The sequence below is a fragment of the Rhizobium sp. GR12 genome, assembly GCF_036596185.1.
GTDB lineage: Bacteria > Pseudomonadota > Alphaproteobacteria > Rhizobiales > Rhizobiaceae > Agrobacterium > Agrobacterium nepotum.
Window position 1 is genome coordinate 118,696 of sequence record NZ_JASXTH010000007.1, and the last position, 21,714, is coordinate 140,409.

Annotated in this window: 23 protein-coding genes; 14 read left to right on the forward strand and 9 right to left on the reverse strand. The window is 56.6% G+C overall.

Annotated elements, in window-relative coordinates:
* Window positions 1–159: 159 nt before the first annotated feature.
* Window positions 160–765, forward strand: coding sequence for a DUF6693 family protein (locus QSK43_RS13840; RefSeq protein WP_332303901.1), 606 nt, complete (start codon window positions 160–162; stop codon window positions 763–765).
* A 336-nt stretch (window positions 766–1,101) separates the two neighbouring features.
* Window positions 1,102–1,929: a three-Cys-motif partner protein TcmP gene (gene tcmP / locus QSK43_RS13845; protein ID WP_332303902.1), complete on the forward strand. Its 828-nt coding sequence runs from the start codon at window positions 1,102–1,104 to the stop codon at window positions 1,927–1,929.
* On the opposite strand, the gene QSK43_RS13850 is transcribed toward tcmP, so the two are convergent.
* Window positions 1,926–2,675 carry a DUF5131 family protein gene (locus QSK43_RS13850; RefSeq protein ID WP_332303903.1) on the reverse strand — a complete coding sequence of 250 codons (750 nt, stop codon included), beginning with the start codon at window positions 2,673–2,675 and terminating at the stop codon, window positions 1,926–1,928. The two genes, tcmP and QSK43_RS13850, sit on opposite strands and share 4 nt — an antisense overlap.
* 227 nt (window positions 2,676–2,902) lie before the next feature.
* A complete protein-coding gene (locus tag QSK43_RS13855; protein WP_332303904.1) occupies window positions 2,903–3,145 on the reverse strand; it encodes a hypothetical protein in 243 nt (80 codons plus the stop codon).
* Between the two features lie 152 nt (window positions 3,146–3,297).
* On the opposite strand from QSK43_RS13855, the gene QSK43_RS13860 reads away from it, so the two are divergent.
* Together QSK43_RS13860 and QSK43_RS13865 are read left to right on the forward strand one after the other, a co-directional pair.
* Window positions 3,298–3,561, forward strand: a complete 264-nt coding sequence (locus QSK43_RS13860; RefSeq protein ID WP_332303905.1) for a hypothetical protein — start codon at window positions 3,298–3,300, stop codon at window positions 3,559–3,561.
* Between the two features lie 632 nt (window positions 3,562–4,193).
* Window positions 4,194–4,556, forward strand: coding sequence for a hypothetical protein (locus tag QSK43_RS13865; RefSeq protein WP_332304087.1), 363 nt, complete (start codon window positions 4,194–4,196; stop codon window positions 4,554–4,556).
* Window positions 4,557–4,645: 89 nt separating this feature from the next.
* Here QSK43_RS13865 and QSK43_RS13870 read toward each other — a convergent pair whose 3' ends face one another.
* The gene (locus tag QSK43_RS13870) at window positions 4,646–5,608 is read right to left on the reverse strand and encodes a LysR family transcriptional regulator (protein WP_332303906.1); all 963 of its coding nucleotides are present in this window, start codon (window positions 5,606–5,608) and stop codon (window positions 4,646–4,648) included.
* A gap of 155 nt (window positions 5,609–5,763) precedes the next feature.
* Here QSK43_RS13870 and QSK43_RS13875 point away from each other — a divergent pair, with 155 nt between their 5' ends.
* From QSK43_RS13875 to QSK43_RS13895, 5 genes are all read left to right on the forward strand, one after another.
* Window positions 5,764–6,900, forward strand: coding sequence for an iron-containing alcohol dehydrogenase (locus QSK43_RS13875; RefSeq protein WP_332303907.1), 1,137 nt, complete (start codon window positions 5,764–5,766; stop codon window positions 6,898–6,900).
* 37 nt (window positions 6,901–6,937) lie between these two features.
* The gene (locus QSK43_RS13880; RefSeq protein ID WP_332303908.1) at window positions 6,938–8,272 is read left to right on the forward strand and encodes an MFS transporter; all 1,335 of its coding nucleotides are present in this window, start codon (window positions 6,938–6,940) and stop codon (window positions 8,270–8,272) included.
* 160 nt (window positions 8,273–8,432) lie between these two features.
* A complete protein-coding gene (locus tag QSK43_RS13885; protein ID WP_332303909.1) occupies window positions 8,433–9,299 on the forward strand; it encodes an alpha/beta fold hydrolase in 867 nt (288 codons plus the stop codon).
* A gap of 224 nt (window positions 9,300–9,523) precedes the next feature.
* Complete coding sequence (locus tag QSK43_RS13890) at window positions 9,524–9,733, forward strand: cold-shock protein (protein WP_045016315.1); 210 nt, start codon at window positions 9,524–9,526, stop codon at window positions 9,731–9,733.
* Window positions 9,734–9,864: 131 nt separating this feature from the next.
* Complete coding sequence (locus QSK43_RS13895; protein ID WP_045016317.1) at window positions 9,865–10,089, forward strand: hypothetical protein; 225 nt, start codon at window positions 9,865–9,867, stop codon at window positions 10,087–10,089.
* Window positions 10,090–10,188: 99 nt separating this feature from the next.
* Here QSK43_RS13895 and QSK43_RS13900 read toward each other — a convergent pair whose 3' ends face one another.
* Window positions 10,189–11,190: an NADP-dependent oxidoreductase gene (locus QSK43_RS13900; protein ID WP_332303910.1), complete on the reverse strand. Its 1,002-nt coding sequence runs from the start codon at window positions 11,188–11,190 to the stop codon at window positions 10,189–10,191.
* 141 nt (window positions 11,191–11,331) lie between these two features.
* Window positions 11,332–11,919 (reverse strand): TetR/AcrR family transcriptional regulator, encoded by a 588-nt coding sequence (locus tag QSK43_RS13905; protein ID WP_332303911.1) that lies wholly within the window; start codon window positions 11,917–11,919, stop codon window positions 11,332–11,334.
* 109 nt (window positions 11,920–12,028) lie between these two features.
* Here QSK43_RS13905 and QSK43_RS13910 point away from each other — a divergent pair, with 109 nt between their 5' ends.
* Entirely contained in the window at window positions 12,029–12,835 is an 807-nt protein-coding gene (locus QSK43_RS13910) for an oxidoreductase (protein WP_332303912.1), read from the forward strand.
* A gap of 454 nt (window positions 12,836–13,289) precedes the next feature.
* On the opposite strand, the gene QSK43_RS13915 is transcribed toward QSK43_RS13910, so the two are convergent.
* Window positions 13,290–14,162, reverse strand: coding sequence for a GNAT family N-acetyltransferase (locus QSK43_RS13915; RefSeq protein ID WP_332303913.1), 873 nt, complete (start codon window positions 14,160–14,162; stop codon window positions 13,290–13,292).
* 461 nt (window positions 14,163–14,623) lie between these two features.
* Here QSK43_RS13915 and QSK43_RS13920 point away from each other — a divergent pair, with 461 nt between their 5' ends.
* Complete coding sequence (locus tag QSK43_RS13920; RefSeq protein WP_332303914.1) at window positions 14,624–15,100, forward strand: Lrp/AsnC family transcriptional regulator; 477 nt, start codon at window positions 14,624–14,626, stop codon at window positions 15,098–15,100.
* Window positions 15,101–15,224: 124 nt separating this feature from the next.
* Here QSK43_RS13920 and QSK43_RS13925 read toward each other — a convergent pair whose 3' ends face one another.
* Complete coding sequence (locus tag QSK43_RS13925; protein ID WP_332303915.1) at window positions 15,225–16,160, reverse strand: ornithine cyclodeaminase family protein; 936 nt, start codon at window positions 16,158–16,160, stop codon at window positions 15,225–15,227.
* 265 nt (window positions 16,161–16,425) lie between these two features.
* Between QSK43_RS13925 and QSK43_RS13930 the strand changes: the two genes are divergently transcribed.
* The 3 genes from QSK43_RS13930 (at window position 16,426) to QSK43_RS13940 (ending at window position 20,030) form a co-directional block, all read left to right on the forward strand.
* Window positions 16,426–17,295, forward strand: a complete 870-nt coding sequence (locus QSK43_RS13930) for a GNAT family N-acetyltransferase (RefSeq protein WP_332303916.1) — start codon at window positions 16,426–16,428, stop codon at window positions 17,293–17,295.
* Between the two features lie 12 nt (window positions 17,296–17,307).
* Window positions 17,308–18,486, forward strand: coding sequence for an alanine racemase (locus tag QSK43_RS13935; RefSeq protein ID WP_332304088.1), 1,179 nt, complete (start codon window positions 17,308–17,310; stop codon window positions 18,484–18,486).
* 86 nt (window positions 18,487–18,572) lie between these two features.
* The gene (locus QSK43_RS13940; RefSeq protein ID WP_332303917.1) at window positions 18,573–20,030 is read left to right on the forward strand and encodes an aldehyde dehydrogenase family protein; all 1,458 of its coding nucleotides are present in this window, start codon (window positions 18,573–18,575) and stop codon (window positions 20,028–20,030) included.
* Between the two features lie 80 nt (window positions 20,031–20,110).
* On the opposite strand, the gene QSK43_RS13945 is transcribed toward QSK43_RS13940, so the two are convergent.
* Both QSK43_RS13945 and QSK43_RS13950 read right to left on the reverse strand, forming a co-directional pair.
* Window positions 20,111–21,424, reverse strand: a complete 1,314-nt coding sequence (locus QSK43_RS13945) for an NAD(P)/FAD-dependent oxidoreductase (protein WP_332303918.1) — start codon at window positions 21,422–21,424, stop codon at window positions 20,111–20,113.
* Window positions 21,425–21,429: 5 nt separating this feature from the next.
* The gene (locus tag QSK43_RS13950; protein ID WP_332303919.1) at window positions 21,430–21,663 is read right to left on the reverse strand and encodes a hypothetical protein; all 234 of its coding nucleotides are present in this window, start codon (window positions 21,661–21,663) and stop codon (window positions 21,430–21,432) included.
* Window positions 21,664–21,714 lie beyond the last annotated feature (51 nt).

Here is a 21,714-nt window from a genome sequence, read left to right on the forward strand (position 1 = left end):
GCGAAGCATTCAACGCTAATCCAAAGTCGATTGATAAACCGACGCTCTGTCGAACGTACTTGCAGAGCCAAGATCCAGCATTCCAGCAAGACCTCGCCAAAGAACTCAGCCGGCGGGGCGTGCAGTTCTATCAATGTCCGGAAATGGTGAGGAATCAGGATGCTGCGGCAGCGGCCTTGGTTGCTGTCGCGTTGGTCGGCGCGGCAGTCGCTGTTTGCGCCAACAACAATTGCGGGGGCGGCTACCCGACAAGAAGCTATCCGGGGAATTGCTACTCCTACTACGACCGGGCGGCAGATGGCAGTCTATGTGGCGCTCGAAGCGCGATGTCTCGGCCAGGTGGCTGGTAACTCTTCAATTACGCTACCGGGCAAATGGCAGCACTGGATAAAAAGGAACATTCGAATGAACGATATGACGTCAATCACGCACACCCGGATCGCACGGCTGAAGTGCTCCTTCAGCACGATCGAAGCGATCGGAACGGTGGTGCTTTGGGTTATCCTTACCGTCGTCACGCTGGGGTTGGCACTCTTGGTGTTTCCTTACTACCTCAACAAAGCCGTGCTCAACAAAACGGAAATTCTCGACGCCTCCGGCAAGACAATCGGGCGGCTGAACTGCACCTTTAACATCGGTCATTCGATCGGCCATGTTATCGTCTGGGGCGTCTTGATCATCATCACCCTCGGCCTCGCAAGTTTCCTGTACGTCTATCGGGTGCTGCGCGTCGTACTGAACGAGACGAGGATCGAATATTACTGACAACCGTCATGCCGAAAATGGTGGCAAACGCCACAGAGGAATTTCATGAAGTACTTATTTATCTTTATTTCAGCGTTTGCGCTGACCGCCTGCCAGACGGAAACGCCGATGGAATGGAAACTGCGAAAATCGTTCGAACACAGTTCCGAACGAGCCTGTCGCGACAAGAAAGACACAGCGCTTTATTCGGCATGTTACCAGCGCCAGATGCATAAGTTTAACAAGTTCTGGGAAGACGTTCAGGCTCGGCATCTGAACGTAAAAAAGCGCTAGAAGCTTTAACGGATGATTAAACGTGATGACGTGAAGAAGCAGCGAGCGAGCTGGGGGGCTTGAATGGGTGAATTAATTGCGGGCGATGATGGCTTGCCGGCCGAAGAGGTTGGCCCATGGGCGAAGGAGAAACAAGAATACCTCTGTCGTTACGTGGATATATCACGCGGAGCCCGAAAGAAGTATTTGCCGCCATTAGGACCAGGTGGTGCAACGTATATAGACCTATTCTGCGGTCCGGGACGGTCCCGAATAAGAGACACCGGGGAGTGGATAGATGGTAGCCCTGTTGCCGCCTGGAAGAAAAGCGTTGAGGGCGGTGCCCCATTCTCAAAAGTCATCATTGCAGATATCGATACCGTTCGCCTCGACGCGGCGGCAGATCGCCTTACTAAACTAGGCGCACCGGTTGTTAAGATACACGGTGCGGCGAAGGACACAGCGTTCCGGGCACTCCAATCCGCTGCTGTTTATGGGCTGAACTTCGCTTTTCTAGATCCTTACAGTATCGGTGCGCTAGACTTCGAAATGTTTCGAACTCTGTCGCGACTAACTCGAATAGATATCCTTGCTCATATCAGCAAAATGGATTTTCAACGCAATTTGCCAGGCAACATTTCCGAAGAACAAGATGAGTTCGAGAATTTTGCGCCCGGCTGGCGTGAAGCCGTTAATCTCAACCAGCCGCATCCCCGTGTCAGGCGAGAGGTCTTTGAGTATTGGAAGGGAGAGGTTGCAAAAACCGGGATAGATACCTCCAAGGACACGAAGTTAATTACCGGAACGCGCGGCCAGCACCTCTATTGGCTCTTGCTTGCGGCAAAGCACGAACTGGCCCATGCGTTTTGGAAAACATCCAGTAAGAGCGCCCAAGGCACTCTGGATTTTTAAGCCGCGAGCCGCGGCATTTCATCCCAAGTCTTGCCCCGATAAGATCGACCCGTTGCCTTCTTGTTTTTTCCGCCCCACTGCTTGAAGAAGAAGGCCGCGCCAGCATCCATGCATTCATCGAATATTTCATCGATCCATACTGGGTTCATTGGACGAGCATTTGGGCCTGACTCACCACCAACGATGGCCCAATGAATCCCGTTGAGCTTTCCGCCCTTCACTGAACCGATGAGCGGTTCGTAGGATACAAAGCGAACCGCCGCCGGTACATTACGCAAATCGTCAAGACGATTAAGAACGCGTCCGTCTTCCACGCTGGTCCCGAGCCAGACGTTTGGCAGTATATCGAAGCCATCGCCCAGGATTTCTGCCATGCGGTCAGGCCGCTTGGTCAAAATTTGATAGGTGTGCCGACGTGTGTCCTTCATCGCGCGCCAAACTTTGCGAACGAAATCAACAGGCACATCAGGATGAAATAGGTCAGACATTGAGTTGACAAAAACGTTACGAGGTTTCGACCACGTCGACGGTATCGACAGCGCCTTTTCATCAAGCGAAATAGCACCTGTCCATTTTGCTCGACCACCGCTCTTGCGTGTGAGGCCCTTGTATTTTTCGACACCCATAGCTTCGAGACGCGCAGCCATTCTCATTGCGTAACAATTGGTGCAGCCGGCGCTCATTATGGTGCATCCCGCAACCGGATTCCATGTCGCGTCAGTCCATTCGATTGAAGTTTCGGCCATTGGCAAACCCTCTTGAAGATACCCGCCATTGTACCAAACATCGTTAATTTTTCGATAAAAATCGCCATCAAAAATCGAAATACTTTTCTATTTCAACCTCTTAGCTATGCGCTTTGAGCATTGCTCTGGCATATCTGCGCACCCGCTCCGGCGGGTTTCTTTTTGCTCGGCAGCTCGGGTATTTCAACTTTTTTGGGTGAAGCATCCAGTCAATTGTTCAGGCTCCACTACATGGACGCAAGATCCGCAATAAGGCCTCGAATCTCGCTCTCGTTTAGCTCAAACTCCGCGCCCTCTTCCATGGCCATCAACATGAGGATTATCCGGTCCATCTCTGGCGTGAAATCCAAGCCATACTGCTGATAAATCCCGTAAGCTACGCGTGACAGCTTGGTCGTATCGAAGCCGCCAACAAGAGCCTTCTCCAGCAGCATGGCCAACTCGTTAGGCCCTAGTGCCACTTCAGTCATTTTCAGTTCGTCTCCTGTGAGGCTGGCCCCGATCCGGCATCGGAAATGCCTGTTGGTTTTGATGACCCGTGCAGCCGAACATTTTAACTATCCATGTAAGGAATTATTTGCCTGTCTAGTCTACCACCCTCCGCGTTACAGGGGGTATCTCAATGCGTAATTTTTTCACAATTCTTCTCGCTCTTGTTCCTATGGTCGCGGTCGCAAATGACATGCCACAGGACGAATACGTCAAGATGCTCGGTGGCATTTCAACGGCGATGGCAAATGGTCCGAAGGTCGAAACTTACGACTTCCTCCGCGTCGCGTGTGCAAAGGTCCAAGAGGTCGAATCTTCGCGGAAAAGCAACGCAAACTATATTCAGCCGATGCAGGTCAGCGAATGTGAAAAGTTTGCCGCGCTTACCAAAATGTGAGTTAAGCAAGACGCAAAATCGACCCAGCACACGGCGACATTAATAATCAGCGTCAGGAGGGGAAAAGGCCGTCGAACGTGCTGGCGGGCTTTTTCTGAGCGAAATCGGCTGGCTTGCGCCGGTCACTCACGCAAATAGCACGAACGCCGACAGGAATATGATGGACAGGCTGCATGCAATCTCGGGAATGCTCATCGTGCTTTCCTCCACCCTCTCCGCCATAGTTTACCCTGGTTGCCAAGCAATTCTGACGGCGTTCAACCGGATTCATCTCGCGGCGCAGCCGTAGTGTCGAACCTAAAAATCGGGCTTCCTTGCCGATAAATTATTCCATACGCCACCAAACTGAGATGGACGTATGAAGAAGAGCGATTTGCAACTTGATTTACGTCACTACGACTTTTGCGGTCCACGCTACATAAATAGCGCCGACGCCCACAGTTGCTTTCGCTGTGGCTTCGCCCAGCTCTGAGCTTGTAGCGGAACCGATATTCATCGGAGATCAGGATGGCGACGATCCCGAAAATTGGGATGTCGGGAAGTGCAGGTTCATATCCCCCATTGCCTCTCGCGGCAGAGGCGCTATCATAATTGTGTTGTAGGAGCTTTGGGAGGAGCGATACGTGAGACGGATGTGGCCAGACGAATTTGCCTTTCTGCTTGATGGTGCGGAAGAGGTTGACCTGCATATTCCAGCGGTGGCGCACGACGATAGTTCGCCCGGAGAAGCGATATCCAAGAAGGCCTTGAAAGCCCGCATCAGTCAGCAGGATTTTGAGAAGATCTGGCCTCTGGCAGAGTCTCGCTATCGGCTGAACGGGAGGTTTTCGGGCAAGGCTATTACGCTGATCGCCAACAACCCTCATTACCAGAAATGGCATCCCTCCGACGGTGGCAGCGTCGAGAGCGTGTCCGATAGCGGGCAGAAATACACGACGCGCTATGTGATCGTGCACTTTCTCGTTGATGATGTTCGCGAACCTGTCGAAGCCTGAAGCCCGCAAAGTCGGGTTTTGCCAGCGATTGGTTGAGTGGCCTCGAAGGAGATTGACCTCGTTTGCAGGGGCTCCTTCGGGGTTGTCTCCTACACTAACTTCGCCGCCGACTGGCTTAGGCTCGAGCGCGCCACTCCAGCCACCAGCTCTTCGATGAAAAGTGCTGCATCCTCAGGGAGATCGTATGAGCGGCGGGTGATCACTTCGTACGGATCGCTTTTCGACCGGAGATGCATGGGCAGCGTGCAGGCCATTCCGAAATTTACGAAGAATGCCGCCACATCGCTCGACAGCAGGGCTACCGTGTTCGGATTGCCCTGGATGAGAGACATCGTTGCCAGCGCGGAGCGGGTTTCCAGCAGCGCTGACGGGAAGGGTAGCCCGGCATTGCGATATTCATGCTCAAGGGAGATGCGCATCGGCATCGACGCCGTGTAGACGATCCAGCGCGAATCCGAGAGCTCTTCGAGCTGAACCCGCTTGCGCCCGACAAGAGGATGGGCCGGGTTTGCGACAACCGTCAGGAGTTCGTCATGGAAGGTCGTGACGTTGTAGAGCTGCGGCGTTGAGCTTACCGAACTTCGGCCGATCGCGAGGTCCAGCAGCCCACGATCCAACTGCCTGAGAAGTTCCGCACTCGTATCCTCGATGATCTCGAAGGACGTTTGGGGAAAACGCTGAAGGTGCCGCTGGATGACTTCGGTCACGAATGGAACGGCGCCCATGATCGTTCCGACGCGAAGCCGGCTCCAGTTGCCTCCCGCCATTCCATCCAGTTCCTGCTCCATCTTGCCAAGCTGGGCAAGCATGGTTTTCGCGTTCCGGATCACGCACTCGCCCGCTGCAGTCGGCAGCAGCCCCCTGTTGGTGCGATGAAAGAGCTTTCGTTCCACAAGTTCCTCGGCCTCCTGAAGGGACTTCGTCGCTCGAGGCTGACTCATTCCGATCATCTCGGCTGCCCGCTTCAGAGACCCGTTGTCATCGATCGCGGCGATCAGTGAAATCTGTCGGAGGGCAAGCCGCGAAAGCGGCGAGCTACGTGATGTCCGCACTACCAAATTCTCCTTTGGTTATATCAGTATCCGAATATAGTACATTTACAGTGCCGTACAGCCTAATATTTAGCTCTATTGACCGGAATTTGATCGCTGCGCATTGCGGTGCGGAAATTCGAGTTTCCAATTTAAAATACCGAAGGGAGAGGCATATGGGCCTAATCAACTACGTCACTCGCGTACAGTTCGGCTATGGCGAGCTGTCATCTCTCAAATCCGAACTCTCCGTCGCCGGCATCTCGCGTCCGTTCGTGGTAACCGACAAGGGCGTCCGCCAGCTTGGCGTCCTGGCGAAGATTGAGGCAATCCTGGGGGAAAGCCCGGCTGGAGTGTTTGACGACACCCCTGGCAATCCAAACGAGGCGGCGGTCAGGGCGGCCACTGAGCTGTTCCAGGCGGCAAGAGCAGATGGCATTATTGCTATCGGTGGCGGTTCTGCGCTTGATCTGGCGAAGGCGGTGGCGATCCTTGCCGCGCATGGTGGCTCGTTGAAAGCCTACGCGGCGATCGAAGGCGGCGTCGAGCGGATCACCGCGAAAACCTTCCCCACGATCGCTATCCCGACGACGGCGGGAACGGGCAGCGAAGTCGGCCGCGGTGCGATCATCATTCTCGATGACGGCCGCAAGGTGGGCCTTCTGTCGGCTTACCTCGTTCCGAAGGCCGCAATCGTGGACCCAGAGCTGACGTTGACCCTGCCAGCGAAACTGACGGCGGCGACAGGCATGGACGCCATCTCCCATTGCATCGAAACCTACCTAGCCCCCTCGTTCAACCCGCCCGCGGATGGGATCGCACTCGAAGGACTCCGGCGCGGATGGGCAAACATACTTCGCGCCACCCAGCAGCCGGATGACCGGGACGCCAGGTCGAACATGGCGATAGCAGCAACCATGGGCGCGATGGCTTTCCAAAAGGGGCTCGGTTGCGTCCACAGTCTGAGCCACTCGCTGGGGGGCATCAACCCCACACTGCATCACGGAACGCTGAACGCGATCTTCATGCCGGCCGTGATCGACTTCAACCGCTCGGCGCCGACATCGGTCAGCGAAGACAAGTACCGGCACATCGCTCAGGCAATGGGATTGAATTCGGGCGACGAAATCGGAAGCGCGATCAAGGCCATGACGAAGATCATCGGCTTGCCGACGAGCCTCTCCGAGATCGGCGTGACCAGAGACCTGTTCGAGCGGATCATTATCGGAGCGCTGGCGGATCACAGCCATAAAACCAATCCGCGCGACGCTACATCCGATGACTACACAACAATGCTGGAAGCCTCGTTCTGAGGCTCGACGACTTAAACACGACTAAAGGGAGGAATGGATGACGATAACCGTGGCAGATGAAACGGCATATGCAGGTACAAGGAAAGAAGATCAGGTGACGGATGCCGACCGTCAACGCGCCCTGATGGGATCAGCGGTCGGATCGACGATTGAGTGGTACGACTACTTCCTCTACGGAACGATGTCGGCGTTCGTGTTTGGAAAACTGTTTTTCCCGTCGGCCGATCCCGTGGTCAGTCAGCTGCTCGCCCTCACGACCTTTGCTCTGGCCTTTCTGGTGCGGCCGCTGGGCGGCATCATCTTCTCGCATATCGGCGACAGGATCGGGCGCAAGAAAACGCTTGCCGTCACGTTGAGTCTGATGGGCTTTTCGACCGTGGCGATGGGGCTGCTTCCGACATACGAGACAATCGGAATCGCCGCTCCGATCCTCCTGACGATCCTTCGCTTGCTGCAGGGCGTGGCGCTTGGCGGTGAGTGGGGAGGCGCGGTCCTGCTGGCCGTCGAATATTCTCCGCGCAAGAAGCGGGGGTTCTTCGGAGCCGTTCCCCAGACCGGCGCGGTTCTGGGCCTTGCGCTCGGCAACGCGGTAACGTCGCTCTTTGGCTACCAACTCGGCGATGAGGCGTTCCTCTCATGGGGCTGGCGCATCCCGTTCGTTCTGTCGATCGTCCTCGTATTCGTCGGCATGTATATTCGAAACCGCGTCGACGAAACGCCGTCGTTCCGCAAGGTCCTGCACACTCAGAAAGCTCAAAAGGTTCCCCTGTTCGAAACCTTCCGGACGCACAAGCGGGAAGTGTTCGTCGCTATCGGGGCAAAGTTCGTGGAGACCTCCACTTTCTTCCTCTACGCGACGTTCACGATCTCCTATCTGGTCGGTCTTGGCTACAATAAGGTCACGATCCTGAACCTTGTCCTGCTGGCATCGCTGTTCGCATTTCCGATGATGCTGGTATTTGGCCGCCTGTCCGACAGGATTGGAAGAAAGAAGGTTTTTGTCGGAGGTACTATCGCCTTGATGCTCTGGGCGTTCCCCTACTTCTGGATGCTCAATCAGGGTTCGCTGGTGCTTGTCGGTGTTGCAATCTTCGTCGGGCTCGGCATCATCTGGCCCACTTATGGCGCGATGATCGGAACCGTGCTGGCCGAGGCTTTCCCCGCCGATATCCGCTACACCGGCATGTCACTCGGTTATCAGGTAGGGGCTGCTCTGGTGGGAGGACCGATGCCACTCATCGCCACTGCTCTGCTCACTGCCTATAGCGGCAGCTACATTCCCGTTGCGCTCTTTATCATCGGTTGCGCGGTCGTATCGCTGGTTGCCATGGCATATACCGAGGATCGGACCGGAGCCGACCTCGACGCATAGTTGATTGTGTCCGCTACCACCGGGCGGCTCCAATGCCGCCCGGTGCAGGCCGTTTTGGCGGAAACCAGTTCGCGGATAGCAGCGAATGGCGTTCGTATATGTGTTGTGCAACCCGAGCTATTGCCACGCGTTACGCTCCTATCTCGAAAGGAGCAACGCAATGGACAGGCGTATCAGGCATCGCTTAACCCCTGTAGCCGGGATTGAAACCTTCTATCGAGAGGCCGGTCCGCCGGATGCGCCGGTCATCTTATTGCCGCACGGCTATCCCTGCTCATCCTTCGAATTTCGAAACCTGATGCCGGAACTGGCGGACAGATGGCGGTTGATCGCACCGGATTATCCCGGCTTCGGGTATAGCGACACTCCCGAGGGCTTTTCCTACACGTTCGACGGCTACGCCGAGTGGCTCAATGCGTTTGTCGAGAAACTGGATCTCGATCGATTTGTTCTCTACCTGCATGATTTCGGCTCTCCCATCGGAGCGAGGCTGGCCATCATGAAGCCTGAGCGGATTGTTGGGCAAATCATCCAGAACGGCGACATTCCTTACGAGGACGCGTTGGGGCCGAAATACGCCGACATTGAAAAAACCTGGTCCTTGTCTGAGGACAGCATGCGCGCGGAACTTCGCGACGCCGTGACCGAGGAAAACTTCCGGGACGAGTTTCTGAACAATGTTCGCCCGGAACTAGTCGCGCTCATTCCACCGGACCTTTGGCAGCTGCATTGGCGCCTGATGACAGAACGGAGGAAGGATATCGCTGCGGAGCTTCTTTCCGATTTGAAGAGGAACCGGGCCTGGTTTCCGATCCACCGGCGCTATCTGCAAACATATCAGCCGCCGACCCTCATTCTTTGGGGACCCCAAGATCATTACATGCCGGAAGAGTCGGCCCGGGCCTATCTCCGAGATCTGCCCGATGCCGAACTTCATCTACTGGACGGCGGGCACTGGCTATTGGAGATGAACCTCGAAGAAGTCGTCCCGCGTGTAAGGGCCTTCTTGGCGAGTCTTGGCGTGTAGCTGCCTGCGTAGCACAACCTTTTGATGAGGGCAGCCGTAACTCATAACTAATAGTTGACGCCACCGCATAGGCAGGATATAAGGGGCAGTCGAATTTGCTTGCTTAGCTTTGCTTATCGCGCGACTGGCAACGCGTTCTGAACGAACCTTTCCTTTCAAAATCGCTCTTATCTCCGCAGCGCCACAAGTGCTGTGGTTCCTCTATCGCTATGAAAGGGTTCATCATGACCACTGGCACAGTTAAATGGTTCAATTCCACCAAGGGCTTCGGCTTCATTCAGCCTGACAATGGCGGCGCCGATGCGTTCGTTCATATTTCAGCCGTCGAGCGTGCAGGCATGCGCGAACTCGTGGAAGGTCAGAAAATCGGCTTTGATCTGGAGCGCGACAACAAGTCTGGTAAAATGTCGGCCTGCAATCTGCAAGCTGCCTGAATGGGTCTGCGCTTCCCTTTGACCACGGATGTACTGGCATTGCCGGAAGCACGCCAACCCAATCAAGGCCAGGCAATTTGCCTGGCCTTTTGTTTTTCGCTCGCTTGCCGAGCCTTATCACCGGAACACCCATGACAGAAAAATACAGTATTTCTCGCCAAAAGGCGGAGATCGCCTTCAGCCACATCCAGACGCCATTTTTTGGTAAGGAAAACGCGCTCGAAGAGCTCTCTTCCATTGAGCAATCCCGCGAAGCCAAGACCTTGCGGCTTCGGGAAGCGCGCCTTGCAAAGGAGCTCTCGGATCGTACCTCAGCCACCTCCGCTCTCCTTGCCAAACGCGCCCGCGCGCGATGACCGATCGCGACGCCTGAACGCGTCCAGCGAAGATTTGCCCCTGACTTACACGCAGAAAATGCGCTGCGCAGTATTTCCGCCTGTCCATTGTAAAGGCCGCTACTGCACCTTGACCACGACCTTGCCCTTCGCACGCCCCGTTTCGACGTAGGCCAACGCATCGGGTGTCTGGTTGAAGGGGAATATCTTGTCCACGACCGGGCGCAGCGCGCCGCTATCGATCAGCCCGGCGATCTGCTCCAGCTGCCGGCCGTCGGCGCGCATGAACAGGAAAGAATAATGAACGCCACGGCTTTTTGCCTTCCTGCGCACGCTACGGCTCAACAACCGCACGACGAGCTTCAGGAGCGCATTCAGCCCGATATCCCTGGCGAATGACGGGTCCGGCGGGCCTGAAATGGAGACGAGGTGGCCGCCCGACTTGAGGATGTTCAGAGATTTCGCAAGTGTCTTCGGATCCTGACTGTTCAGCACAACGTCGTAGCCGGAGAGAAGCTTTTCGAAATCCTGGCTTGTATAGTCGATCACCACATCCGCGCCGAGACTTTTGACGAGAGCCGCATTCTTCGCACTGGTGGTCGTTGCGACCGTTGCGCCCAGATGCTTGGCGAGCTGGATCGCGATTGTTCCAACGCCGCCCGAACCGGCCTGAATGAAAACCTTCTGACCGGGCTTCACCTTAGCCACATCGACGAGGGCCTGCCACGCCGTCAGTGCGACCAGCGGGATGGACGATGAGTCCTCCATCGTCAGCGTATGGGGCTTCAGCGCGGCGTCGTCTTCATGGATGGCGATGAATTCCGCAAACGTACCGATGCGGTGATCCCTCGGCCGGGCATAGATCTCGTCGCCAACTTTGAAGCGGCTGACGCCGGGGCCGACCTTGACGACAGTCCCCGCAACGTCATGGCCAAGCACGAAGGGCGGACGGTAGGGCAGGAAGAGTTTGAACTCGCCGTCCCTGATTTTCGAGTCTAGCAGGTTTATTGCCGTGGCATGAACGCGAACGAGGATGTCGTCGTTCTGAACCTGCGGATCCGGCATTTCGGCGAGGCGCAGCTCGCCCCTCTTCTTGTACTTGTCAACGACGTAGGCTTTCATTTGGAAATCTCCGGTCTGTGTTATTCCTTGCCTGGCTAGGCATTGTTTTCGCCATGTGGTTCGCGCAGGATCAGATATGGTTGAGGGCAATGGGCCCATGTTAGCGCCGTCCAAAAGTGGACAAAGCGCCCAGGTGATCGATCAGGCTTGAGAGGCCCCGGTACGCGCACCAGCCGCGAGGACGTCGATCGCGTCTTTCCCAGCCTGAAGAATGCGTTCCGACATGTCCTTATCGACCGCGCGCGCCAGTTGGAGCGTCCCGATCAGGGTCGCAAAAATCGCGCATGCCACATCTTCCTTTGCCTCCATATCTGCCGGAAGCGCATCGGCGAGCAGGAGCACGAGCGCGCGGGACTGTTCGGCATACATGCCGCGTGTCTCTACCGGCTGCCGGGCGAGCTCAGGCAGCAGTGCTGCGGAGGCGCAGCCCTGTCCCGGGTCGTCCCGGTGCCCGGGCGAAAGATAGAGGTCGGTCAGGTGAGTAAGCCCGCCTTCGTCCAGCACCTGGCGCAACCATACAGCCTGCGTGCTCAGGGCGTCCGAAATAGTTTCCCGAACGAGATCGGCCTTTGAGGGAAAGTGGGGATAGAAGGCGCCGTTCGTCAGGCCGGCATCCTTCATGATCGTCGCGAGGCCAGAGCCCGCAATTCCATCCTTCCGGAACCGCTCGACAGCGACGTCCATGATCTTGCGGCGTGAGGTGTCTTTCCGGCCTTTTTCGTATCGCATGACGATGCTTCCGTTTTTCTATTGAATTATGATCATAATATCATTAAGTGAGCATAATGCAACTGGTCTCTGGAGCTTAAATCCGAGACGTTCACCCAAGGGAAAAAACATGGACGCCGTCAGAACTGCAATTGTAACCGGGGCATCCTCCGGCATAGGCTACGCCACCGCCGAAGGTCTCGCCGGCGCGGGGTTCAGGGTTTTCGGAACAAGCCGGAAACTCGCCAGTGACGGACCCAAGGGGGTAACGATGCTGGTATGCGACGTGACCGATGAGGCGTCCGTGTCGGCGCTGGTCGCAGAGGTGGTCTCGCGGGCGGGGAAGATCGATCTTCTCGTCAACAATGCCGGCATCGGCATGTTCGGTGGCGCAGAGGAATCCTCGGTCGCGCAGTCTCAGGCCCTATTTGACGTCAATGTTTTCGGCACCATGCGGATGACGAACGCCGTCCTGCCCGTGATGAAGAGCCAGGGCGGCGGCCGCATCCTCAACATAGGCTCTATCCTCGGTGTCATCCCGGCGCCGTATTCGGCGCACTACTCCGCCGCCAAGCATGCGATCGAGGGTTATTCTGAATCTCTCGATCACGAGGTCCGGGCCTTCAATGTCCGTGTTTCCGTCATCGAGCCGGCATATGTGCGCACTGTTTTCGATCAGAACGGCATGGAACCCGACCAGCAGAAAGCCGAATATGATGGCGCGCGCGCAGCGGTCGCGGCCCTACTGCGGGACGTCATGCCCAAGGCTGACCTGCCGGATGTCATCGTGAAGGTTGTGATAAAGGCAGCCAACGATCCTGTTCCGCGCCGACGCTACACTGCGGGCAGCGCGGCGCGCATGGTGAGCCTGTTGCGCCGGTTCGCAACAGCCGGGTTGTTCGACAAGGTTTTGCGCAAACAGTTCCGCATCACATAATCAAACGCCAACAGGCTTTCCTCTGCCCTGCGGCGATCAATCTCGCGGCGGGGTTCACGCCTTTGCAAGAATGGCAGGCATACGGGTCTGCGGAGGCTGCATGCATCAATAATCTAAACTGTCACTGATACTTTCGTGTAGGAGTTTAGATATCTACCCGTGAAAACGTTTCTTCACGTTATCAAAAGCCGCTCCAGCTGACTGGAAGCGGCATGCTTGATGAAATAAATAGAATACTGATTGAAAATACTCAGGACTATAGTTTGAGTTAGAAATACGTTGCTCGGTCCCCTTAAACGCGAACACTAATCGGGTGTATCGATGTTGTTGTCAATAAAGTTTATGGGATATACTAATTGAGCCGTTGCGGCTGTGATCAATTTCGCTGTCAAGCCCAGTGGCCAGCACTCAAGTGTTCTCCAACAACGACGCGAGGGGGTTGCCTTCGTTTCCATCAACTCAAAGCGTGACCAGCCAACCCATAGACCCATGGTGCGTTCTTGGTCCGGTTCAGGAACCTTCGCCCCTTGGACATGGTGGTCGTGGTTTCGGACATAATGAGGCCGCACCGCGTCACGAATTCCGCGAAAAGCCCTTCCTCCCGCGTGTCGATACGCACATGCTGTCCTTCAAGCGACTTCAGATGCCAGGCTGTGATATGGATCGCATCCTCATCGTTCAGGGCGACAACCGGGCCGATCACCTGACCCGGCCCGAATTTGCGGCGCATTGCATAGCCGGCGATAACGCCGTTTCGTCTTAGAACACAAGTCACGGCCGCTTCGGACAGCGCCGCGAGCAACTGCGCGCGCTCGGTCCCGAACGCCAGAGTGTCGAAGTCGGTCAGCTCGTCGATGCTGTCGGCGGCGAGTTCACTCAACGTCCTGCTCCCCGCAGGCAGCGTCGGAAGCACAGATGCGATGCCTTGGTGCAGGAATACCGTCGCCTCCTTTTCGAAACCGAGCGAGATATACAGCGGGTAGGCGGCTCTGGTGGAGTTCAGGCTCAGATCTCGGCCATGGCAACGCGCCATTACCTGCTCCATCAGCCAGCGGCCGGCACCATGAGCTTGGGCGCGGGGAGTTGTAATGACCAGTCCGACAGTGGCAAAATTCTCTCCATGTGGAAACCACATGGCGCTGCCGAAGACCCGGCCGATCCCGTCAACGGCGGCGATACCTTGCCCTACACGTCGCAGGAATTCCCAATCATCAGGCCGATGAGGCCAACCGACGCCAATGGAGAGCGCGTGCAGCGACTGCAGATCAACCTCGCTGATGTCCTGCGCCACCAAGTCAAAGGATTTCACGCGAACCGATTTTGCCACTGGCCATCCCCCCTTTACAATCACATGGACCGGCGAACCTGTGAGGGCAACTCCGGCCGGCTACACAAATGCAATGCGATAGCGCCGTTTCAAAAGGTAGGGCCTATTTTCAAGCAGGATCAACCGCATTTGACCCCTTGTTCGATATCTTTTGCCAAAAGTGAAAGCTATGCGGCAGAGAACTCTTTCCCGTGACGGCATACTCTGCGATCAGGCGGGCAATCGATCCGCAAGTCTGGAAACACGAGCTGAGAAGTAATGATAGGTTTCTGCACGCTGATCTCGCGAAACTTTTGCCTGGCAGTTTCCCGGTGCTGGCTTCTGTGAACTGTTCAAGGCAGCGACTGCGGTCTGTTCTTTCGCACTTGACTGACCGAAAAGGTACGGGGAATGCTGAGGTTGTGCGAGCGGCATGCCCTTGACGAAACCGGCCGAATGCAGGCGGCGAAAGGAAGACGGACGTGAAGCTTGATCGGATCGACATCCGGATTCTGCATGAGTTGCAACACAATGGCAGGCTCACGAATGCAGAGCTATCGGATCTCGTACATCTGTCGCCCAGTCCGTGCCTCGTACGCGTCAAAAGGCTACAGCAGTTAGGCTATATTTCCGGTTATTCGGCGCAAATAGATCTGGCAAAGCTAGGCCCGACCGTGACGATCTTCACCGAAGTCACGCTCAGTAACCACCGTCAAAACGACTTCTCCCGGTTCCAGCAGGCGATTGAGAAAATCGAGGAAGCAATTGAGTGCCATCTGATGTCAGGCGGCTATGATTACCTGATCAAATTCGTTACCGCTACCATCGGTGACTACCAGGAGTTGATGGAAGGGCTGCTCGGTGCAGATATCGGCATCGACAAGTACTTCAGCTTCGTCGTGATGAAATCGTCGTTCGTCAAACATCATCTTCCTCTCAACGACTTGTTTGGAGGTTGAACCGGCGGATGTCCGCCACAGAGGATCTCGGAATACGTGGTCTTTATCCCGCCGACAGACTATGCCAATCCGCATTATCCCCGAGGTGCTTTTAACCGTCTGCGTTTCTCGCACCAGCCGGACGTCAAAAAAGTTCTCGAGCTTTGATAAGCGCATCGGCGATAAAAAGATCCTGAAGAGCTATGCCGGAACTGTCGAACACCGTGATGGCGTCGGCCGATCTGCGGCCGGCCACCTGATTTTCGATAACCGCGCCAATTGGCGTAATGACAAGATCACCGGCTGACACCTGCTCGCGGATATGCTGGAAGTCGCCTATCGTCACCGATTGCGCTGGTAAATCACAGAAGAGATCGGCTTTGAAAAACAGCTCTGCCGGAAGTTCCCGCTTGCCGGGAGCGTCTGATCCCATGCTTGCAATATGGGTTCCGCGGCGTACCCAGTCCGCATTGAACAGTGGCTCGCGTGCAGGGGTCGCGGTGACGATAATATCCGCTGACGAAACCGCTTCCTCGGCCGAAACAATCGCAACGCGAAGACCTGTGGCTTCGATCTTCTCTGCGAATGCTTCCTGGCGCGCCGAAGGGCGTGCAGCAATATAGACTTTTTCGATCGGGCGGATGCGTGACAGCGCGGCTACCTCAAAGAAAGCCTGATTTCCTGCGCCGAATATAGCAAGCGTGCCAGCATCGGTGCGGGCAAGAAGATCCGCCGCCACCGCGTCGGCGGCAGCCGTTCTGTAGGCGTTGACCGTTCCGGCTTCGACGACGGCCCTCAGGCGGCCGATATCCTGGTCCAGCAACAAGATCGTCGAATTATGACGTGGAAGGCCACGCTCGGGATTTTTCGCCCAGAAGGATCCCACTTTCACACCCGTCAAATGTGGCGCGGAGCCGGATTTTATCGAAAACGTATTGGTCGCTGTGGCGGCGCGTCCAAGCACGGCGGGAAAAATCCGGGCCTCTTCGCCGATGACCGCCACGAGCGCGGACCGGACCGCCGCATAGGCGAGTTCGTGTGTAACAAGGGCCGCAGACTCCTCCTCGCTGATATAGATCATGCAATTGTCTCCTGCTTTCGGACTGTGGCTCTTGTGCGTTCGCAAACACTTTCGACAAGCGGCAGGGCGTTGCCGCTCCTCCTCGACGAAGATCGAAGCACAAGTGTCGTTCATCGCAGTGATTTTGTCACAGGAGGTGCCGATTGGCGGCTCAGAACGCATGAAATCGCTGAATTAGGCACGCAATACGGCAGGAAAACTCGATTTTTTCGAAGATACTGGCGAAGACTTGGAAGTCCTCTCGAAAAACAGAGACGCCTGAAAAATGCCCATCAGCGACAATGACAAAATCCTCCGTAACGGCGATATCAGCCTCTCCAGGCTTGAGCCTCGTCATCTCGCAGGCGCATTGAAACTCTCCCAAGAATTTTCCTGGCCGTACCGTTTCGAAGACTGGGAGTTTGCCGCCAGTTTGGGGGATGGGGTCGTACTTGAACAGGCCGGCGAAGTTGTCGGTACGGCACTATGGTGGTGCTACGGCGCACATCATGCCACCGCTGGAATGATCATCGTGACCGCCAGGGTCCAGGGCGGCGGTCAAGGCTCCCGCCTTTTTAATGCATTGCTGGAAGCGACGCAGGATCGAGACATCCTGCTCAATGCGACGGAAGAGGGGTTGCCGCTTTATCAACGACGTGGGTTTTCGCCTTGGGGCAAGATCCTGCAGCATCAAGCTGTTTTGACGGTTGCACCGGATACTGAGTTTCACGAGGACATTCGTCCTGCCACCGGCGACGATTTGAAAGCCATTCAAGCTTTCGACGAGCGCGCAATCGGAATGCCCAGGCAACAGCTGGTAACAGCGCTTGCCGATGTCGGAAACACACTCGCAATCGTTCAAGGTGACGATTTGCTCGGTTATGCCATCGCGCGAAAATTCGGGCGCGGTTATGTCATCGGACCGGTCGCCGCCAACAATGCAGATGACGCAAAGCGCCTGATCCGCGCACATCTTGCCAAGCTCGGCGGCCAGTTCGTTCGAATCGACGTTTATGCCGAGGATGGCCTGGGCGACTGGCTGTGCAGCTTCGGTCTACAGCCTGTTGGCGAGGCCGTGTCCATGGTTCGGGGAAGCTTACCCGCACCTGTTTCCCCCGCTCATATGTATGCGGTCGCAAACCAGTCGCTCAGCTAGGAGAGAAAGATGATGGATAGGACTTGGACTGATGCTGCGCTGGTCGATGGCACGATGCCAATCGATGCGGTGCCTACTCCGTCGCTGTTGCTCGACGAAGTCAAGCTCGCGCGAAACACTCAGCGGCTCGCCGAACATGTGAAGGGGCTCGGCGCTTCCTTACGCCCTCATATGAAAACCGCCAAGAGCATCGATGTCGCTCGTCGGATTTATCCCGCTCAACCTGGGGCAATTACGGTCTCGACCCTTGCCGAGGCGGAGTATTTTGCCGATCACGGGTTTCTCGACATTACGTACGCCATTGGCGTTTCCCCAGCCGCTGCCAAAAGGGGGCTTGAATTATGCCGCCGTACCGGCGCAAACCTAAAGTTCCTGCTCGATACGGTAGAACAGGCGGACGCGCTCGGAGCAGCTGGAAAAGCAGCCGGTATCGTCCCTTCCGCTTTCATCGAGCTTGATGTCGATGACCATCGTGGCGGCTTGAAGCCGGATGATCCGATGCTGATCGAGGTCGCGGATCGTCTTGCGGCCGCAGGCGCCGATCTGGTTGGCGTTCTGTCCCATGCAGGCGAATCCTACGCACTTGATTCACGACACGCCTTGATCGCCGCAGCCGAAAACGAAAGGGCTGTGACTGTGCGTGCGGCCGGAATATTGCGTGCTCGGGGCCATGCCTGTCCGATCGTCAGTGTCGGTTCAACGCCGACGGCGCATTTTGCGCAGAACCTCGATGGCGTCACAGAGGTGCGGGCCGGGGTCTATATGTTCTTCGATCTCGTCCAGCACGGCGTTGGCGTGTGCGCGCTTGATGACCTGGCGATCTCTGTGCTGGCTACTGTCATAGGCGCCAAGCCCGAAAAGGGTTGGGTTCTGATCGATGCTGGCTGGATGGCGCTTTCGCGTGACCGCGGCACGTCCGGTCAGAAGGCTGATCAGGGATATGGCGTCGTGTGCGATGTGCGTGGTCAGGTCTATGAGGATCTAATCGTTGTTCAGGCGAGCCAGGAACACGGCATTCTGGCGATGCGGCAGGGTTCGGCGCAGGCCATGCCGGAATTACCGATCGGCACGAAGGTTCGTATCCTGCCCAACCATGCCTGCGCGACGGCTGCGCAGCATGATTTCTATAATGTCGTCAAAGGCGAGAGCCCGTGGATCCAGGCGCGCTGGAGCCGGCTGCGCGGCTGGTAGCGCGTTTTCGAAAACACCATCGGGGCTATCCGCCCATGATTCCGGCCGCTTCTCGACGGCATTTGCCACATAAAGGATCTATTGCGATGACCGCACCTCTCCAACACCTGATCCGAAACAACAGACTTGACCACTTCTTCATCGACGGCAAATGGAAACCTGCCTTGGGAACCGGCAAAGGCCGCGTCACAAACCCGGCGACTGAGGAGGTTATTGCTGAGATTGCCCTCGGGAGTGCGCAGGATGTCGACGCTGCCGTGGCCGCTGCCCGTGGCGCATTTTCCTCCTGGTCGCTTACCACTCCGCAACATCGCGCTGACTTGCTTGAGAAACTCTGCAAGGTCATCGAGAAACGAAGCGAGATGTTCGCGCAATGTCTGACACTGGAAATGGGGGCGGCGATCGGCTATGCGCGCAGCGCGCAGGTGCCGCTTGCAATCGCGCATGTGGCGACGGCCCGTGAGGTCCTCCTTTCCTTTCCCTTCGTAAAGCAGCGTGGACATACGGCCATCGCCCATGAGGCGATCGGTGTCTGCGTCCTGATCACTCCATGGAACTGGCCGCTTTACCAGATCACCGCAAAGGTGGCTCCGGCACTGGCTGCGGGCTGCACCGTCGTTCTGAAGCCCAGCGAACTCGCTCCGCTGGATGCGCTGCTTTTTGCCGAAGCTGTCGAGGAAGCCGGTTTTCCCGCTGGTGTTTTTAATCTGGTGAACGGCGATGGTGCCGTTGTTGGCCAGCGCATGTCGGCCCATCCGGACGTCGATATGGTTTCGATCACCGGCTCGACCCGGGCCGGTATTTTGGTCGCGCAGGCTGCGGCCCCAACGGTCAAGCGTGTGGCGCAAGAGCTCGGTGGCAAGTCTCCTAACGTCATATTACCCGATGCTGACCTCGACCGAGCCGTCCCACTCGGCGTCGCTGCCGCCTTTCGCAATCTGGGGCAATCCTGTAGTGCGCCGACCCGCATGATCGTGCCGCGCGCCCTGTTGCCGAAAGTCGAGGCGATCGCTGCAAGAGCTGCGGCGGAAATCGTCGTCGGAGATCCGTTGGCTTCAGACACGACCCACGGCGCCATGGCCAACCGGACGCAGTTCGACCGGGTTCAGACGATGATTGGCACAGGTATCGAAGAAGGTGCAAAGCTGATCGCCGGGGGAGCGGGCCGGCCCCACGGCTTTGAATCAGGATTTTTCGTGAAGCCGACGATTTTTTCCGACGTTCGATCGGATATGAAGATCGCCGAGGAAGAAATATTCGGACCGGTCCTTTGCATCCTCCCGTATGACAGTGTCGATGAGGCCATCGCGATCGCCAACAACACTGTCTACGGTCTCGGCGCCCACGTGCAGGGCAACGACATCGCGGCCGTCAAGCATGTCGCTTCCCGCATCCGCTCGGGGCAGGTTCATCTCAATTATCCTGCTTGGGATCCGCATGCACCCTTCGGTGGTTTCAAGCAGTCCGGCAATGGCCGCGAATACGGCGTTGAAGGGATGACGGAATATCTGGAGGTAAAATCGATGCTCGGTTACTTCGATTGATGGGCGGCAGGCTGGCTGCGCCCATTCCTCCGCCGTGCCAATTCAACAGCTGTGTCTTCGTAGACGGGATGCCCGGGCGATCACCTCTGGTCCCACCGGTCCCGCATTCCATAATACCAAACGGCTAATGGAAGAAACCAGGGCTTACCGTTGAAGTAAGGGCGGGTCTCGAAGCTGAGTTCGCTGTACACCGTCTTGCCCTGGTCATTACCGAGCATTTTGTTGGCGATTTTTCCACCGAGCCAGCTGGAGCGCGCCACGCCTGTGCCATTGTAACCGCCGGCGAAAAACATTCCGTCAATGGTGTCGACGTGCGGAAAGTGATCGAAGGTGAACCCCAATTGGCCGTGCCAGTAGTGGCTGATTTTGTGCGCCTCCAATTCCGGAAAGATCCTGACAAGGAGGCTGCGAAGATAGGTTGCGTTTGCCGAGTTGCTTTTTACCGTCCCGCTCATGTCGAGAACGCGTCCGCCCAGTATGATGCGCGTCCCATCTGGTGAAGGGCGATAATAAGTCACGACGCGCTGGCTGCCGGCAAGCATTTGCCGTTTTGGCATCAGCTTGCTCATGAGCTTCGGTGGCAGCCGTTCCGTCGCGACCAAGCCGCTACCTACCGGGATGATGCGCCGCTTGAGATACGGCAGCAGCCCGCCGCTATAACCGTTGGTCGCTATCAGAACTTGGCGTGCCGTGACATCCCGACCGAGGACCTTGAATGCAAAGGCACCGCCTTGCTGCTGAAGATCGGTTACGCGGGCATTGCTGAAGACGCGTACGCCGAGGCGTTGGGCGGCTTCCGCCAGGCCTTTGACATATTTTGCTGGATGAAGCCCGGCATAACCAGGCATGGCCACCCCGCCATGATAGAGATCGGAACCGACTTCCCTATGCTGTTCTGAACGTGGAACCATGTAGGCGTCGCACGGCAGCACTTTGCGAATACGCTCTATGTTGCTGCCCAGGCTGTCGTAGATACGTGGGGTCATTGCTCCCTTGAAATATCCGACTACTTTGAGGTCGCACGCGATCTGTTCCTTTGCGACGACGTCCTTAACATATTGCAGCGATTCAAAACTCTCCTCAACGACCCGCCGGGCCATGTCTGTGCCGTAGGTCAATGCCGGGTCGAAGAATGCCCATCCCGGCCCGAGGAAGCCACCGTTTCGCGACGAAGCGCCCCAGCCCGGCGCATCAGCGTCGTAAACAGTGACCTGCTTGCCCGCCCTGGCCAGAACAAGGGCCGCATTAAGACCCGTGAAACCACCGCCGATGATTGCGACTTCAGTGAAGGAGGAAATGTCGTCGGCGCTGGATTTATCCGGACGGGCCTCATCCCACCAAAAAGGACTGGCGACGGCATCGTCGGTGAAGAAGGGGGCTTTCAAACTGGACATCGTCGTCACTCACAAAGCGGGGTGTGGCGCAGAAAGCGCTGCATCCGAAATTTCGCCGCAAACCGGACCTCGTCGACCGACCGCTGGCAAGATGCTTTAAGAAGACGACGGATATCGCAATATTTGATGTTGGATATCGCCATGGCACAGAACAAAATGACGTTGCGTGCCCGTTGCAGCGCATCAGTTGCTGAACGGGTCAAATGGACATCAAATCTGAGAGATGTAGCTGGTTGCATGGCGGGCCATCCGAAGAGCCGCGGCGCATGCGTGGAATACGCAGTGGGTGG

Coding starts and splice junctions, on each gene's coding strand:
- QSK43_RS13840 (WP_332303901.1), top strand. CDS start 160: ATGCTGCGGCAGCGGCCTTGGTTGCTGTCGCGTTGGTCGGCGCGGCAG.
- tcmP (WP_332303902.1), top strand. CDS start 1,102: ATGGGTGAATTAATTGCGGGCGATGATGGCTTGCCGGCCGAAGAGGTT.
- QSK43_RS13850 (WP_332303903.1), bottom strand. CDS start 2,675: ATGGCCGAAACTTCAATCGAATGGACTGACGCGACATGGAATCCGGTT.
- QSK43_RS13855 (WP_332303904.1), bottom strand. CDS start 3,145: ATGACTGAAGTGGCACTAGGGCCTAACGAGTTGGCCATGCTGCTGGAG.
- QSK43_RS13860 (WP_332303905.1), top strand. CDS start 3,298: ATGCGTAATTTTTTCACAATTCTTCTCGCTCTTGTTCCTATGGTCGCG.
- QSK43_RS13865 (WP_332304087.1), top strand. CDS start 4,194: ATGTGGCCAGACGAATTTGCCTTTCTGCTTGATGGTGCGGAAGAGGTT.
- QSK43_RS13875 (WP_332303907.1), top strand. CDS start 5,764: ATGGGCCTAATCAACTACGTCACTCGCGTACAGTTCGGCTATGGCGAG.
- QSK43_RS13880 (WP_332303908.1), top strand. CDS start 6,938: ATGACGATAACCGTGGCAGATGAAACGGCATATGCAGGTACAAGGAAA.
- QSK43_RS13885 (WP_332303909.1), top strand. CDS start 8,433: ATGGACAGGCGTATCAGGCATCGCTTAACCCCTGTAGCCGGGATTGAA.
- QSK43_RS13890 (WP_045016315.1), top strand. CDS start 9,524: ATGACCACTGGCACAGTTAAATGGTTCAATTCCACCAAGGGCTTCGGC.
- QSK43_RS13895 (WP_045016317.1), top strand. CDS start 9,865: ATGACAGAAAAATACAGTATTTCTCGCCAAAAGGCGGAGATCGCCTTC.
- QSK43_RS13900 (WP_332303910.1), bottom strand. CDS start 11,190: ATGAAAGCCTACGTCGTTGACAAGTACAAGAAGAGGGGCGAGCTGCGC.
- QSK43_RS13905 (WP_332303911.1), bottom strand. CDS start 11,919: ATGCGATACGAAAAAGGCCGGAAAGACACCTCACGCCGCAAGATCATG.
- QSK43_RS13910 (WP_332303912.1), top strand. CDS start 12,029: ATGGACGCCGTCAGAACTGCAATTGTAACCGGGGCATCCTCCGGCATA.
- QSK43_RS13925 (WP_332303915.1), bottom strand. CDS start 16,160: ATGATCTATATCAGCGAGGAGGAGTCTGCGGCCCTTGTTACACACGAA.
- QSK43_RS13930 (WP_332303916.1), top strand. CDS start 16,426: ATGCCCATCAGCGACAATGACAAAATCCTCCGTAACGGCGATATCAGC.
- QSK43_RS13935 (WP_332304088.1), top strand. CDS start 17,308: ATGGATAGGACTTGGACTGATGCTGCGCTGGTCGATGGCACGATGCCA.
- QSK43_RS13940 (WP_332303917.1), top strand. CDS start 18,573: ATGACCGCACCTCTCCAACACCTGATCCGAAACAACAGACTTGACCAC.
- QSK43_RS13945 (WP_332303918.1), bottom strand. CDS start 21,424: ATGTCCAGTTTGAAAGCCCCCTTCTTCACCGACGATGCCGTCGCCAGT.
- QSK43_RS13950 (WP_332303919.1), bottom strand. CDS start 21,663: ATGCAACCAGCTACATCTCTCAGATTTGATGTCCATTTGACCCGTTCA.